Below are 14,715 nucleotides of genomic sequence, written 5' to 3'. Positions count from 1 at the left end.
CGATCTGGCGCTTGAACGCGATGCTGTGGGATCGATGGCGTGTCATGGGCTCTCATCCTCTGAAAGCCCGGCCTACGGTCAATTCCAAAAGCTCAATCCGTCCACCTCGAAGGGCCCACTCCAAGCCACGGCCAAACTCGGTCGCGATACTGCACATGACGTAGCACCGATGCCGCCCCCGTCGTCAGCAATGATCGCAGCACCGGATTGCCCATCTTCGATATTCGCCCTAACCGTTCTTTGCCGCCGCTGGAATGCGCTTTCGGGGTTAACCCGATCCAGGCTGCAAAGTGGCGAGCGGATTTGAAGCCGGCGGGATCGGGAACGAATGCCTTTACGGCCATGGCGATAATGGCGCCAACGCCAGGGATGGTCGCAAGGCGCCGGATCTCATCATCCTGCTTGGCCTGGATGACGATCTCACGTTCGAGCTTGTCGATCTGTGTGGCAAGCATCTCGATCTGATTGATGATTTCGGTCAGGGCAAACCGCGCAGCCGGAGGAAGTCGGGAGTCTTCCTCATCCCGGATGATTGGCGCCAATGCCTTGACGTTGGCGATGCCGGTCGGAGCGATGATACCCAGCTCTCCCAAATGGGCGCGCAATGCATTGATCGCTTGTGTCCTCTGACGCACCAGTAAGGCCCGCGTTTTGAGCACCATCACCGCAGCCTGCTGCTCAGCCGTCTTAACCGGGACGAACCGCATCGTCTTTCGCGTCACCGCCTCAGCGATGGCTTCTGCGTCGGCGGCGTCGGTCTTGCCGCGCTTGACGAATGGCTTGACGTATTGAGGCGGTAGCAGCCTGACATCGTGGCCGAAGGCCGAGATCTCACGCGCCCAGTAGTGCGCACTGGCGCAGGCTTCCATCCCGACCAGGCACCGTGGCAATCTCTCGAAGAAACGCAGCACCTCGGCGCGACGAAGCTTCCTGTTGAATAGCGGAGTGCCCTCGGCATCCGCGCCAAAAGCCTGGAAAACGTGCTTCGCCAAGTCCAGTCCAATAGTCGTAACATCTTTCACGGAACGGCCCCTCCTTGTGGCGTTTGCGACAACGACCACCTTTTAGCACTTCGATGCTGTCGGAGCGGGCCGTTCCACCTCATCAAGGGTCCGCTACGCTAAACGCGTGCGGCCTCTGCGGCTGACGCCTTCGAGGTGATCGCGGCCGCGCCCCGGACGCATCGGGCGCCTGTCGAGCGGGGACGGTCCTCGCTTCCCACGACAGGAGCCGGACACGATGTCGACCGACCTCAAGCTCGCCCAAGCCCACGCCTGGAGCCTCGCCACTACCCTTATGGCCTGCGTCGTCCTTCTCCAGACCGAGCTCGGATACAGCGTCATGGCGGCCGCCGAGTTTGACGGTGATCTGGCGGGCATCGTCCACGAGTTTGATCCATTCGGGTGAACGGCCAAAAAGGCGCCTCTAACCCTCACCCGCTCGCCGCTGCCAATCCCTCAATTGCCGCTGATTTAGAACATAGTGAAGAAATTACTATCCTTCAAATACGGCTTACTCGCGCCTCGAATGAGGGATTGCCGAACCGAAGCGTATAACTAGATGGATTGGATGAGGGATTAGTTTTCAAACATAGGGTTGGAGACTTATAATCCTTGAGTATGTTGAGATTGACCTTCGTTGCAATAGCCCCGATAATCTATACATCGATTTCAAATGCATTGGGCGTCACTGATGGTCATGTAAACCTCAGCTGGCTCCGACTGGTTGTGATCGACCCGACAAAGCCATGCACTCGAAAGGCATCGAAATGCGCACGCCGCACGACCTCTCTCTCATCCGTCCGATCACCCGCGACACGGACGGCGTCATGACCGCTCTCTATGAGGGGCGGACGCTCTCAGACGAACAGTCCGCGCTCACCGACCACCTGTGTGGTCTCGATAGCTATCCAGAAGCGCACGCGTCCGAACACGCCCGCGACGCCAAGCTCGGGATCGACAACGGCCTGGTCGAATTCGTGTCCACGACCTGGGCGGAGGCCAAGGCCGCCGGTTTTGAGCCCGCCCGCGTCGCGATTGGGCCGGCCCCGGATGAGCAGGGGTTCTTTCTGATCTCCTCCATGATCCTCCCGGAGGTCATTAAGCAGGCGAAAGCCGATTGGGGTGAAGACGAGTGGTCCGCGGGAATCATCATCGCCCGCGTCCAGTGCTCGATCGACGTTGGCGCCCACGGCGTTAGCGTCTCCGGCTATCCACTCTACGGCGGCCCCGACGCTGACGCCCGCGTCGAAAAAGTCCTTCGCTGGCTCGATGCAGCCGTAAGAGCTCGTCTCTGAGGTCTTCGGTCGACAGCAAACGCGCGTCTTGTCCAAAAGCGAGGCGCGCGTACCTGTTCGTCGTGACGCTCGCCTGAAGCTCTATCGTTGACGTGCAGAGGCCAGCGGGTGGCGCCATCCTGAAGAGGCCTTGGGTTCAGTGCGTAGTCGCGCCCGTCTCGCGGCATTCGTGGTTCGCGTGAGCGCCTGAATCTCATACTGCTTGCCGGAGCGCTGCCCAGTCGTCCTCTCTTGGCCCGATCTGGCCGAGGCTGGCTTCGCCTCGATCGGCTGAGCCGCAACCGCGATCTGCAGCTTTCTTCCCCTGACCTGCGGTCATTCCTCGCGAGCCAACAAAGCTGCGGTTCGCCGTCCTCCGCTTCGCTGCGGGCCTTTGGCTGCGGCGCCGATCGCCCCCGGCTTCGTGATCGCCATCGAGGCCGCGATGGGCGGCGCTCAAGACAGCATTAAGGAGATCGACATGGCGACCATCGGAACCTTCAAGAAGGCCGGCAACGAGTTCACCGGCGACATCGTCACCCTCTACGTCCAGGCCAAGGGTGTCCGCATCGTCCCGGAAGCCAACCAAACGAACGACAACGCTCCCTCCCACCGGGTCTTCGCCGGCAAGGCCGAGATCGGCGCTGCTTGGACCAAGAGCTCCAACGAGGGCCGCGCTTACCTCGGCCTCAAGCTCGACGATCCGAGCTTCGCCGCCCCGATCTTCGCCAACCTCTTCGACGACGCTGACGGCAAGACTTACAGCCTGATCTGGTCGCGCCCGAACAAGCGCAACGGCGACTGAGGCCGCCGAAACGCCCCGTCCGGATCACCGGGCGGGGCGTCACTTGGTTCGCGGTCTGAGGATCGGCAGGTTAAGAAGCCAATGAATAAACGGTCATCTGACGTGCGTGCAGTTGCTCCTCAAAGCTCATCGCTGCCGTCACGATCACGCAGCCGCGCTGAACGTTTCATTGCGGCGAGCAGAGCCGCCGGCCTCCCGGTGCTGCTTGGCTCGGACGAGGAGAGGTCGAGCCGATCGGCGCCAACATCGCGCGGTGCCGCCAGTTCGGCCATTTGAGAAATCGCGTGGCCGCGCTGCGGCCTGCGAACCCTTATTGCGGAAGGTTTTGCAATCTCTGCCGGCGCGCGTTTCTGGGCTTCTGGCGCCGCGTCCAACCCATGAGGCAAAGCATCGGCCGGCTCTGCAGCGACCGTTATTTTGCCGGATCTGACGTCCGCTCTGTATCGCGTGTCCGCTGCCGTCAGCGAGCTGAGCGGAAACGCCTCGCCCGTCTCCGTCGTGATTCCCACATCCCGCAAGTAGCGCCGGATGTTCTCCCAATCCATCGAACGCGCACGTGCCTGATCAAACCAGGCTCTGTGTGTGCGCATCAGACTCGCGAACGACGCCGTACCGCCGCCAGGTAGCTGGAACCAACGCGCCATCTCTCGTGCATACGCCTCGAACGCCTGATCCTCAGCTTCGACGTCCCCGCGCCCCCTCCGCTCAACCACGATTCACTCCAGCCAGCCATCTGAATCGAACTGCATTATGCTGCAAACTCCTGCACTAACAAGCAGAACGCAGCATGATGGAGCGTGACGAAGCGGAACGAAGGGATTTGCAGTTCTCACACCTGTGCACCATGCTGCGCCGAAGAACGTTATGCCGCAAGGTGGGCGTAGCCCACCTTGCGGCAGGTTCGTCGGCCAGTATCCCGCGCTCAGCCTCCTCAAGGCGAAGGCAATCTGCTCGTCCGCGTAACGTTGTTACTTTATGGCAAGCCTTCTTGCAGGGATCAGGATGCCCGAAAAAGTCGCGTTCATACCGCAACAGTTCTGAGGATCAGGACCACTGAATTCAACAACCTGTGGCGCTCTAGAGCGGGTCCGTGGTTTTCCGATTCTACCGGATTCCGTTGAAGCTTGAGCCATGCGAGTCCTTCGTCGTTCAGGCGGCGGGGGATTCGGGATGGCTCGGGCTTACAGCCAGGACCTTCGGGACCGGGTGATCGACGCGGCGCTGATCGATGGAACGCCGGCGCGCCATGCGGCGGCGCGGTTCGGGGTCGGGATCGCGACGGCGATCCGGTGGGTGCGGCAGGCGCGGGAGAGCGGCGACCGGAGGCCCGGCCGGCAAGGGCAGCCGCGGCGTTCGAAGCTCGATCCGCACCGCGATTATGTGCTCGAGCTCGCCCGCACCACCGACATGACGCTCACCGAGCTTGCGGAGAGGATCAGGGCGGAGCGCGGGATCGCGGTCGGACGGACGGCGGTGTGGGTCTTCCTCGGCCGCGCGGGGCTGACGGTCAAAAAAAGACCGCTCACGCCGAGGAGCAGGAGCGGCCGGACGTCCTGAAGCGCCGGCGGGACTGGTTTGACGCCCAGCCGGAGCTCGATCCGGAACGGCTGGTCTTCATCGACGAAACATGGGCCTCGACCAACATGGCGCGCCGTCGAGGCCGGGCCCCGAAGGGCGAGCGGCTGAGAGCCGCGGTCCCGCACGGCCACTGGAAGACCACCACCTTCGTGGCGGGCCTGCGCCTGACCGGCATGGTCGCGCCGATGGCGCTCGACGGGCCGATCAACGGCCGCAGCTTCCAGGCCTATGTGGACCAGGTGCTCATTCCGGAGCTCACGCCCGGCGACGTCGTCATCATGGACAACCTCGGCAGCCACAAAGGCGCCGGCGTCAGAAGGGCGATCGAGGCGGCGGGCGCGACGCTCGTCTACCTCCCGCCCTACAGCCCCGACTTCAACCCGATCGAGAACGCCTTCTCCAAGCTTAAGGCGATGCTCCGCAAGGCCGCCGAGCGATCCGTCGACGGCCTTTGGGACGCCATCGCCCGCATCGCCACCATCATCGAGCCCAGCGAATGCGCCAACTTCTTCAAAGCCGCAGGATACGACCCGGATTAAGACGAATCCGCTCTAGGCACAGATTTCGGCCGCACGAAGATTTATAAGAGTGCCAGAGTATGCGTACGAGCCGGCGCAACCGGCAGCCTCCTTTCCGAGATTCGAAAATGATCCGTCGTTTCCTTCTAGGCGTTGCGTCCATGGCGCTGCTCGCCACGTCCGCCCAAGCCGCTGACCTTCCAATGGAAGAGCCGATCCTGGCCGTTTCGTCCTTCACCTGGACCGGTGCCTACATCGGCGCGCAGGCTGGCTACGCATGGGGCGACACAAAGCTCAGGGCGTTTGGCGCGAGCACCAAAGTGAAGCCTGAGGGTTTTATCGTCGGCGGCTATGCTGGCTATAATTACCAGTTCGACGGCTCGCCGGTCGTGATCGGCATCGAAACCGACTTCAACTACACCGATGTAGACAAGAAGAAGAGCGTGTTCGGCATCCGCGGCAAGGATTCTTTCAACTGGACCGGCGCGACCCGAGCCCGCATCGGCTACGCGTTCGATCGGGTCCTGGTCTACGCCGCGGGCGGCGTCGCCTACGCGGACCGCGAGCTCAAGGTCAACGGCATCGACAAGGACAGCAAGACCTCGGTCGGCTGGACCGCCGGCGGTGGCGTGGACTTTGCCGCGACTGAGAACGTCATCGTGCGCGCAGAGTAGCGCTACACCGACCTCGGCAGCGACAAGTTTAAAATCGCGGGAGTCCGGGTGAAGGGTGACTACACCGAGCACCGCGTCATGGGCGGCATCGCCTATAAATTCGGCTGGTAAGCTCCAGACTACTGACGTGAGCAGCGCGCGCTCTCGGCTCCAGCCCGGGGGCGGGCGTTTTGTTAGTGGTCTGAAGGTGACGAAAGAGTCCCGGATGGGTTTCCCGGGGCGCTGATGGCGTGCGAGTCTGAGCGATGCGCCCAGGGATCATCATCGACGTGACCGCCGCGGACCGCCCGGCTCGAGGCCATCGTGGCGGACCGCAACAGCCCTCAGAAGCACGTCTGGCGCGCCGCCATCGTGCTCGCCCCGGCCGATGGGCTTGGCGCGAACGAGGTCATGCGTCGGACAGCCAAGAGCAAGACTGCCGTGTGGCGCTGGCAGGAGCGCTTCGCCGAAGAAGGGGTCGAGGCCTTCTGCGCGACAAGACCCGCCCGTCTCGGATCGCGCCGTTCGGGCCCGAGGTGGGGGAGCGCATCATCGCCCTGACGCTCGCCGAACCGCCAGGCGAGACGACCCACTGGACGGGACGGGCCATGGCCAAGGCGGCCGGCGTCAGCCTCTCCTACGTTCAGCGCGTCTGGCGCTCGCATGGGCTCCAGCCGCACCGCATCCGTACCTTCAAGCTCTCGAACGACCCTCACTTCGCCACCAAGGTCCGGGACATCGTGGGCTCTATGTTGATCCGCCGGCCCACGCGGTCGTCCTGTCCATCGACGAGAAGAGCCAGATCCAGGCGCTCGACCGAACGCAGCCCAGCCTCCCTCTGAAGCGAGGCCGAGCCGGCACGATGACGCACGACTACAAGCGCCACGGCACGACGACGCTGTTTGCCGCCCTCGACGTGCTGGACGGCAGGGTCGTCGGACGGTGCATGCAGCGCCATCGCCATCAGGAGTTCATCCGCTTCCTCAACGCCGTTGAGAAGACCGTCCCGGCCAGCAAGGCCATGCACGTCATCCTGGACAACTACGCCGCCCACAAGCACCCGAAGGTGATCGCATGGCTCGCCCGCCACCCTCAGGTCACCTTCCACTTCATCCCGACCAGCGCATCCTGGCTCAACGCCGTCGAGGGCTTCTTCGCGACCTTGAACAAGCGGCGCCTCCGACGCGGCACGTTCCTCGGCGTCGTCGACCTCCAGGCCTCGATCAACCGCTACCTCCGCCGAACACAACGTCGACCCGAAACCCTTCCGATGGCAGGCCGATCCCGATACCATCATCGCTGCGCAGCACGCGGGCACCAGACGTTGGATTCAATCCACTAGCAACAACCCACAGACGAGACCCGAACTCCGCTAATTTACGCTGCGGTCTGCGCCAATATTTTGACGACGGACAGTTGCTGGTGGCCACGGCGGAAGGCTTTTCCCTCCCGGATCCCTGCCCTTCAGAGCCGGCGCATGACCTTGACAGAGAATTCCCGCTCAACGGAGAAGCTACCGTCCGCCGCCGCTCGCTCGCGGTAGGCGTCTTCGGTGGCTTGCCGCATCTGGGGGGTGATGGGCTGAACGAGGGTCGGCAGCGTCATCATGCGACGCTCGAAACTCGCGAAATCCGGGAAGGTGACCGGCGAGAGGAAGATGAAATCCTCCACCACACGCAGGGCGTCCACCCGCCGCAGCGCCTCCTGCGCGGCGGCGCGCACCTCCGCCTCGTCATGGAAGTTGCGCATGATCTCGTCGAACGGGCCGCGCGCCATGGGCTCGGACACGTAGAGCACGCCGCCGGGCCGCAGCACGCGCGCCACCTCGTCAAGCGCCTCGTCCATGTATCCCACCGGCACGTGATGCAGGGATTTCAGCATCAGCACGCCGTCGCAGCTGGCATCCGCCAGATCGAGGGCTTCGGCCTGCCCGGCGCGAAAGGCGACGCCCTCCACCGGTGTCGCCTGACCCGGCACGGCCGCCTCAATGTCTAGCCCAAGGGCCGAGGCCGCGCCTCCCTCCTTCACGAGGCGCCGCGTCATGTCCCCGCTGCCGCAGCCAAGGTCTAGGAGATGGCCGCCCTGAACCGGCACATGGCGCGTGATGAGCGCCAGCTCGTCAGTGATGCGCTCGGGATGGGTCATCTTGTTGTTTCCTCCCCCACCTTGGCACCGTCAGACCGCCTGGGCGAGCAGGCGGCGCGCCCTCTCGACCACCGGTCGGTCGATGAGCTGGCCGTTCAGCCGCACCGCGCCGTTGCCGGCATTGCCCGCAGCGGCGACGATGGCGGATGCCTTGGCGAGCTGGGCCGCATCGGGCGCGAAGCCCCGGTGCACTGCGGCCACCTGCTTGGGATGGATGCAGAGCTTGCCGCCGAAGCCGAGCCCACGGGCAGCGCGCACGTCAGCCAAAAGGCGCTGCTCATCGTCGAGGGCGAGGGTTACGCCGTCCAGCGGAGGCGCGATGCCCGCCGCGGCGGAGGCGATCACAAGGCGCGAACGGGCATATAGGAGACCGGTGACATCGTCCTCTATGCCGGTGTCCAGTTGGAAATCCACCGAGCCGAACGCCAACTGGCGGACGCCCTTCACCGTCGCTAGCGCGCGCGCCTCGCACAGGCCAACCGCGCTCTCGATGAGCGGGACGATGGGCAGGCGCGTGGGCAAACGGGCGGCGAAGGCGGCCAGGGACGCCGCATCCTCCGCCTTGGGCAGGAGCACATGGGTGACCCCGGGGGTGGCGAGCAGCGCCACATCCTCCTCGTGCCACTCGCTGCCGATGCCGTTCACCCGGACCGCGGCACGGCCGCCGGCTGACAGCCAATCCCGGACGGCTGAGCGGGCGCGCCCCTTGGCGTCTGGCAGAACGGCGTCCTCAAGGTCGAGCACCGGCACGTCGGCGCCGGCCGCTACGGCCTTGTCGAACCGCTCCGGCCGATCGCCAGGCACGAAGAGATAGCTGCGATGGGTCAATGTCCTGGCTCGACGCAGGGTCGTACCCTCGGTTCAGACAGGCTGTGGGCACCGGCGGGTGCCGGACCGCGTCAGGAGGAGAAAGAGGCCCACCAGCACCATGACGATGCCTATGGTGAGATAGGCGACGGAGAAGCTGTCCGTGCGCGCCACCACCTGAGCGAAGGCCGGTGGACCGACCACCACGCCCGCATAGGTGATGAAGAGGCTCGCCCCCGACACGGCCGCCGCCTGCCCGGCGGGGGCGAGATTGGCCACCTCCGCGAGAAAGACGCCGTTCCAGCCGATGGCGCTCGCGCCGAAGATCGCGGCAAGGAGTATGAAGGCGGCGGCGGGCCATGTGGTTCCGGCGGCGGCTAACGTGACGCCCGCCGCGCCCATGGCGAGGCCCAGAAGGCCGAGGAGACGGCGCGGCGGGATGAAACGATCGGATAGCCAGCCCCAGCCGATGCGCCCCGCTACGCCCGCCACCTGCGCCACCGCGAGGATGGTCCCCGCCAACCCGAGCCCCATGCTCTGGGCGGTGGTGAGGTAGATCACCAGGAAGGTGGTGAGGCAGAGCTGCATGGCGCCGAAGAAGAAGGAGCACACGCCTATGTCGCGGATGGCCGGCGTGGTGAGCACCAGCTGGAGTGCGCGCAGGGGCGCCTTGGCGGAGATGGCGCGGGTGGAGTCGCGGTCATCGTCCAACTGCTCGCGGATGGTCTGGGTGGCGATGGCCGCCGCTACGCACAGACCGGCCACCACCAGCGCCGCCATCTGCCAGCCCAGGCCGCCAATGAGCGGCGGCAGGACGAGGCCGGCCAGCATGCCGCCCAGGGGCACGCCCGTCTGCTTCAGGGAGAAGGTGAGCCCAATGCTGTGCCGCGGGGTGGTGCGCACCAGGATGTGGGAGCTGGCAGGCGTCACGGGGCCATAGCCGAGGCCGATCAGTATGGCCCCGAGGAGGATCATGGCGGGGGTTCCATTGGCCGCCGCGGCGAGCCCCAGGGCGCAGAGCAGCAGCGAGACCTGGCTTATGCGGATGGCGCCCCACCGGCGCACCATGTCGCCCGAGACGAGGCTCGACAGGCTCGCGGTGGCGTAGACGATCCCCACGAACAGGCCCACCATCTCGGCCGCCAGCCCCGTGGTCCGCGTGGCCGCCGGCGCCATGACCGGCGCGGCGAGGGAGGCAAGAGAGACGAGAGCCTGGATGGTGATGGTCACGGCAAGCGGAACCAGCGCCACTCCGCTGGGCGGGGTTACCCCTTGCGCCTTCATGCGCCGCGTCCGGGGGCCTGGTCGCTCTCCAGGCGCAGCGTCATGGAATGGCTGAAGCGGTCGCCCGGATGAAGGTTCACCGCGACCTCCATAATGTTGCCCGCCGCATTGAGATACTTGCGGATCACCCTCAAGCCGGCCGTTCCCGGCTCCACGCCGAGCACCTTGGCGCTCTCCTCGTCGATGGGCACGGCGCTGATCTGCTGGCGCACCTCGGTGACGACGACCCCATAGCGTTGCTCAATCATGGCATAGAGCGGCAGATCCGGCGCACTGACGCCCTTGAGCACATCGCGATAGGGCCACATGATGAAAACCTCGGAAAGGGCAATGGCCTGGTCTTCCCCCGTAACGCGGCGCTCACCCGCCACCTTCATCCAAGCCTGGCCGGGCTGGCACTCCAGAAGCTCCGCCAGATACTGGTCGGCGATGACATCGATCTGCTGCAAGACCACCAGCTTCACGTCACGCACATACTGGAACAGGTCACCCGACCCCGTGCTCGAATGCACGTAGCGCGAGGCGCTCTTCATGGCGCGCACGCGCGTGCCCACCCCTGGCTGCCGCTTCACCAGCCCAAGATCCGCCAGGCGCCGGATCGCTTCGCGGACGGTGTGGCGGCTGACGCCAAATTGCGCGCACAGCTCGTGTTCCGTCGGCAGAAGCGAGCCGACCGCGTAGCGGCCAGAGGTGATGTCGTCGATCAGCGTCTGGGCGAGGGCATGGTAGCGGGGCTGCCCTGCGCCGAAGGGCTGGGAGGAGGACTGGGTCATGAGGCGTCGCCACACACCGGTTGTCTCGGCCGCGCCTTCTCTGCATCGAGCGGCCCGAGGATTTCCTCGTTGTGTGCGCCAAGCCTGGGCGCCGGTCGCAGCGGCGGGTCCTCGCCGGGGCAGCGCACCGGGCAGGCGAGCGTCTTGATGGTGCCGCGCGCGGGGTGGGGCACCTGAGCGATCAGGCCCTGCTCCTGCACATAGTCGCTATCCATCGCCTGCGCCACATCATAGACGGGCGCCACCGGCACCTTTCCGGCGAACCGCGCGATCCACTCGGCCGTGGTGTGGGGCGAGAGGGCGGCGTCGAGGTCGGCGGTGAGTGCGTCCCGGTTCGCCAGGCGGCCCTTGAAGCTGGAATAGCGCGCGTCGCTCGCCCATTCCGGACGGTCGATCAGCTCCGCTAGGATCGGCCAGAACTTCTCCTTGTTACACATGATGAAGAGCCAGCCGTCCTTGGTCTTGTACATCTGGCTGGGGGTCAGCGAAGGGTGGGCGCCGCGCGGCAAGCGCCCGGTCTTCACACCTTCGTTCATGTACCAGGTGCCGAGATAGTTCACATTGTGGATCGCCACATCGAACAGGGAGGTGTCGATGTCGCGCCCCTTGCCGGTGGCGCGGGCCGAGACCAGAGCCGCGAGCAGCGCCATGGCGGCGGTGGTGCCCGTCATCATGTCGATGATGGACACGCCGAAGCGCGCGGGCGGCCCATCCGGCTCGCCGGTGAGGGAACAATAGCCCGCCTCCGCCTGCATGAGATAATCATATCCCGGCCAAGCCTTGCGCGGTCCTTCGCGGCCATAGGCCGAGAGGTGGCAGCACACGATGGCCGGGTTGATGTGCGCCAGCGCCTCGTAGGTCAGGCCCAGCTTCTCCGGCAGGTCGCCGCGCAGATTGTTGAACACCGCGTCCGCGTCGGCCACCAGCGCCTCGAACATGGCACGCCCCTCGGGGCTCTTCATGTTCAGCGTGACGCTCTTCTTGTTGCGGTTGAACGACTGGAAGAAATGGCTGTCGCCGGGTTCGAAGAAATAGGGGCCGACCAGCCGGCCCACGTCGCCGCCCTCCAGCGGGTTCTCGATCTTGATGACCTCGGCGCCAAGATCCGCCAGATGCTGGGTGCCGAACGGGCCGGCGCCATACTGCTCCACCGCAAGGATGCGGACGCCTTCCAGGGGCAGGCTCATGCGGGGTTCCTTTCGACCAGCTGGCGCGCGATGATCAGGCGCTGCATTTCATTGGTGCCTTCGCCGATGGTCAGCAGCGGGGCGTCACGATACAAGCGCTCCACGTTGTATTCCTTGGAATATCCGTATCCGCCGTGGATGCGCAGGGCGTCGGTGGCATTGGTCAGGGCGGCCTCGGTGGCAAAATATTTCGCCATGCCGGCCTCCATGTCGCAGCGCTCGCCGCGGTCGAAGGCGCGGGCGGCGCTCTCCACCAGCAGGCGCGCCGCCTCCACACGCGTGCCCATCTCGCCCAGCATAAGCTGGATCGCCTGATGCTCGCAGATGGGCTTGCCGAAGGTCTTACGGATCTGCGCATATTTCAGCGATTCATCCAGCGCCGCCCGCGCCACGCCAACCCCGCGCGCCGCTACATTGATCCGCCCCAGCTCCAGCCCGGACAAGATCTGCTTAAGCCCGAGGCCCTCTTTGCCGCCGATCAGCCGGTCCACCGGCACCCGGTAGTCGCGGAACAGCAGTTCGCAGGTGTCGATGCCGCGGTAGCCGAGCTTCTCCAGCTTGCGCACCACCTCGAAGCCCGGCCCCTTCTCGGCGATGAGCAGGCTCATGCCCGTGTGGCGCGGCTGCGCCGTGTTGTCGGTCTTCACCAGCAGCGCCAGGCAATTGCCGTACATGGAATTGGTGATCCATGTCTTGGCGCCGTTCACCACATATTCGTCGCCCTCGCGGCGCGCCGTTGTGCGGATCGCCTGGAGGTCGGTGCCAGCATCCGGCTCGGTGAGCCCGATGCCGCCACGCAGTTCCCCGGTGGCGAAGCGCGGCAGGAACTCGGCCTTCTGCGCCTGGGTCCCCGCCCGCTGCACGGCCGAGGCCATGATCAGATGGGAGTTGATGATGCCCGATAGCGACATCCAGATCCGCGAGATGCGCTCGACGATCCTGGCATAGGTGGATGTGGACAGGCCCAGCCCGCCGTATTCCTCGGCGATGGTGCAGCCGAACAGACCCATATCCTTCATTTTCTCGACGATCTCGGCGGGATAGATATCCTGGTGTTCCAGATGGCGCACATGGGGCACCACCTCGGTCTCAAGGAAGCGGTCGATCATGTCGAGCATGAGGTCTTCCTGCTCGGCCATATCTTTCTCGTTCAGCATTCTCATTCCCCTGGAGCATGTACCGACCGGATCGGCAAGGCGCTCTGTTTCCTGAAGTCCGGGACGCCGGTGCGCCCGGGTCGGGTCGGACCCGGGCGGAGGCGTCCTCAGGCGCGGCCGGCCAGCAGCTTCGACAGCTCACGCGCCGAGATGCCATCGTCGAGGCCGAGCACCGCCTCCTCGATGTGCGCCACATGAGCGGGCGCCAGGGCCATGGCCGCGTTCTCGCGGAACTTGGCCACGATGTCGGCCGGGCTGAGGGGGCGGTCGGACGCGCCGCGGTTCATGTGCTCGCGATGGCTGAGCTCGCGCCCGTCCTTCATCGTGACGATGACCTCGCCAGAATAGTATTTGGGGAAGGCCGACCGCGGATCGGCCTCGTAATCCACCTTGGCTGCCACCGCGAGCGTCGCGGGATCTGCCAGCGCCTGGGGCTCGAGCTCGGCAAGGCCGAAACGCCCGTGGACGAAGGCGGAGGCGACCGCGAAGGGAATCGAGAACTGCGCGTCGTAGCTGTTCTGCGGCTTTTTCTTGTGCTGCACCGGCTCGCACACGGTCTTGACCACCTCGGCCGGAACCAGGGCCCGCACATGGGCGATCTGCTCCGGGCGGATGGCATGCGCCGCCCGCAGCGCCACCGCCGCATCCGCGCAGGCATGGGTGAAGTGGCATGCCGGCAATGGCTTCACCGCCACCTGCGCCACCTCCCATTCGCGGTCCAGCCCATCGGTCGCGATGGCGAGGTTGGCGGGGTCGAAATGCGCCCCGAGATGGCTCGGGAACAGGCCAAAGCGCCCTTCATAGGCGGCCTTGGGGCCGACGAAGCCGTTGCGGGCAAGGGCCGCCGCGGTGATGCCGGCCACCCCCGCCCAGCCGGGATGGAGCCGCTTGGTCCACGCCCCATCCTCAAGGAATTCGAGGCTCCCAGACGCCATGGACAGGACGATGCCCTGCGCATGGCCGAGCTGCCGGTCCGTCATGCCCCTCAGCCTGCCGGCGATGAGCGCGCAGGCGAAGGCGCCGATCAGGCCGGTGGGGTGGAAGCCGGTCTGGTGGAAGCCGCCCTTGGCCACCGAGCCGAGGCGGGTCGCCACCTCCATGCCCGCCACATAGGCGGTCAGCAGGTCGCGGCCCGAGGCCCCGGTCTCGGCACCGACGCCGAGGGCTGCGGGAAAGCAGCTGGCGGTGGCGTGGATGACGCCCCGGGTGTGGGTGTCGTCGTAATCGAGCCCGTGGATAAGGAAGCCGTTCATCATCACGGCGTCACGCAGCGGCAGGCGGGCGGCGCCGTAGCCGATCACGTCACCGTCCCCCGCGCCAAACTCGCGCAGGGCCGCGAGCGTCCGATGCGAGAAATCATACTGCGTGGAGGCGAGCGCGATGCCCACCGCGTCGAGGATGAGATGGCGGGCGCGCGCGCGCACTTCAGCGGGCACCGCCGCGCCGTCGAGCCCTTCGACGAAGCCGGCAAGCCGCTGGGCGATGGTCTCGGAGGTTTCGATCCGGGTATGTTCGCTCAAGGGGTTTTCCTCC

General features: G+C 65.6%; 13 protein-coding genes and 2 pseudogenes. 6 read left to right on the top strand and 9 right to left on the bottom strand.

The genetic code is table 11. The annotated features are described in order from the left end of the window. Positions 1–122 precede the first annotated feature (122 nt). A pseudogene (locus ACO2RJ_RS15445) lies at positions 123–1,022 on the bottom strand (IS110 family transposase); the annotation flags it as partial. Between the two features lie 217 nt (positions 1,023–1,239). Here ACO2RJ_RS15445 and ACO2RJ_RS15440 point away from each other — a divergent pair. The 3 genes from ACO2RJ_RS15440 (at position 1,240) to ACO2RJ_RS15430 (ending at position 3,080) form a co-directional block, all read left to right on the top strand. Then, positions 1,240–1,407: a hypothetical protein gene (locus ACO2RJ_RS15440; RefSeq protein ID WP_423268875.1), complete on the top strand. Its 168-nt coding sequence runs from the start codon at positions 1,240–1,242 to the stop codon at positions 1,405–1,407. Between the two features lie 340 nt (positions 1,408–1,747). Further along, positions 1,748–2,296 (top strand): hypothetical protein, encoded by a 549-nt coding sequence (locus ACO2RJ_RS15435; protein WP_423268874.1) that lies wholly within the window; start codon positions 1,748–1,750, stop codon positions 2,294–2,296. 460 nt (positions 2,297–2,756) lie between these two features. After that, the gene (locus tag ACO2RJ_RS15430) at positions 2,757–3,080 is read left to right on the top strand and encodes a DUF736 domain-containing protein (protein WP_423268873.1); all 324 of its coding nucleotides are present in this window, start codon (positions 2,757–2,759) and stop codon (positions 3,078–3,080) included. 119 nt (positions 3,081–3,199) lie between these two features. Here ACO2RJ_RS15430 and ACO2RJ_RS15425 read toward each other — a convergent pair whose 3' ends face one another. Then, positions 3,200–3,724 (bottom strand): hypothetical protein, encoded by a 525-nt coding sequence (locus tag ACO2RJ_RS15425; RefSeq protein WP_423268872.1) that lies wholly within the window; start codon positions 3,722–3,724, stop codon positions 3,200–3,202. 526 nt (positions 3,725–4,250) lie between these two features. Here ACO2RJ_RS15425 and ACO2RJ_RS15420 point away from each other — a divergent pair. The 3 genes and pseudogenes from ACO2RJ_RS15420 to ACO2RJ_RS15410 all read left to right on the top strand — a co-directional run bounded on the left by ACO2RJ_RS15420 (position 4,251) and on the right by ACO2RJ_RS15410 (position 7,171). Then, a protein-coding gene (locus tag ACO2RJ_RS15420) for an IS630 family transposase (protein WP_423268871.1) occupies positions 4,251–5,197 on the top strand; the annotation gives its coding sequence in 2 pieces (ribosomal slippage) (positions 4,251–4,587 and positions 4,587–5,197; 948 coding nt in all). A gap of 140 nt (positions 5,198–5,337) precedes the next feature. Continuing rightward, positions 5,338–5,850, top strand: coding sequence for an outer membrane protein (locus ACO2RJ_RS15415; RefSeq protein WP_423268870.1), 513 nt, complete (start codon positions 5,338–5,340; stop codon positions 5,848–5,850). A 245-nt stretch (positions 5,851–6,095) separates the two neighbouring features. Further along, positions 6,096–7,171: pseudogene (locus tag ACO2RJ_RS15410) on the top strand (IS630 family transposase). 122 nt (positions 7,172–7,293) lie between these two features. On the opposite strand, the gene ACO2RJ_RS15405 reads toward ACO2RJ_RS15410, so the two are convergent. The 7 genes from ACO2RJ_RS15405 to ACO2RJ_RS15375 form a co-directional block, all read right to left on the bottom strand. Continuing rightward, positions 7,294–7,974 carry a class I SAM-dependent methyltransferase gene (locus tag ACO2RJ_RS15405; protein WP_423268869.1) on the bottom strand — a complete coding sequence of 227 codons (681 nt, stop codon included), beginning with the start codon at positions 7,972–7,974 and terminating at the stop codon, positions 7,294–7,296. A 30-nt stretch (positions 7,975–8,004) separates the two neighbouring features. Further along, positions 8,005–8,802 (bottom strand): HpcH/HpaI aldolase/citrate lyase family protein, encoded by a 798-nt coding sequence (locus tag ACO2RJ_RS15400; protein ID WP_423268868.1) that lies wholly within the window; start codon positions 8,800–8,802, stop codon positions 8,005–8,007. A gap of 33 nt (positions 8,803–8,835) precedes the next feature. Further along, a complete protein-coding gene (locus tag ACO2RJ_RS15395; RefSeq protein ID WP_423268867.1) occupies positions 8,836–10,011 on the bottom strand; it encodes an MFS transporter in 1,176 nt (391 codons plus the stop codon). Between the two features lie 50 nt (positions 10,012–10,061). Next, the gene (locus tag ACO2RJ_RS15390; protein WP_423268866.1) at positions 10,062–10,838 is read right to left on the bottom strand and encodes a GntR family transcriptional regulator; all 777 of its coding nucleotides are present in this window, start codon (positions 10,836–10,838) and stop codon (positions 10,062–10,064) included. Further along, positions 10,835–12,025 (bottom strand): CaiB/BaiF CoA transferase family protein, encoded by a 1,191-nt coding sequence (locus tag ACO2RJ_RS15385; protein WP_423268865.1) that lies wholly within the window; start codon positions 12,023–12,025, stop codon positions 10,835–10,837. The genes ACO2RJ_RS15390 and ACO2RJ_RS15385 overlap by 4 nt, the downstream gene beginning before the upstream one ends. After that, positions 12,022–13,182 carry an acyl-CoA dehydrogenase family protein gene (locus ACO2RJ_RS15380; RefSeq protein ID WP_423268864.1) on the bottom strand — a complete coding sequence of 387 codons (1,161 nt, stop codon included), beginning with the start codon at positions 13,180–13,182 and terminating at the stop codon, positions 12,022–12,024. Before ACO2RJ_RS15380 ends, ACO2RJ_RS15385 begins: the two co-directional genes overlap by 4 nt. Before the next feature lie 107 nt (positions 13,183–13,289). After that, entirely contained in the window at positions 13,290–14,702 is a 1,413-nt protein-coding gene (locus ACO2RJ_RS15375) for an MmgE/PrpD family protein (RefSeq protein WP_423268863.1), read from the bottom strand. Between the last annotated feature and the right edge of the window lie 13 nt (positions 14,703–14,715).

It is taken from the genome of Hansschlegelia sp. KR7-227 (assembly GCF_049446035.1).
In the GTDB taxonomy this organism is placed as follows: Bacteria; Pseudomonadota; Alphaproteobacteria; order Rhizobiales; family Methylopilaceae; genus Methylopila.
The sequence above is the reverse complement of the archived record's forward strand: the minus strand, read 5'-3'. Positions and strand labels throughout refer to the sequence as shown.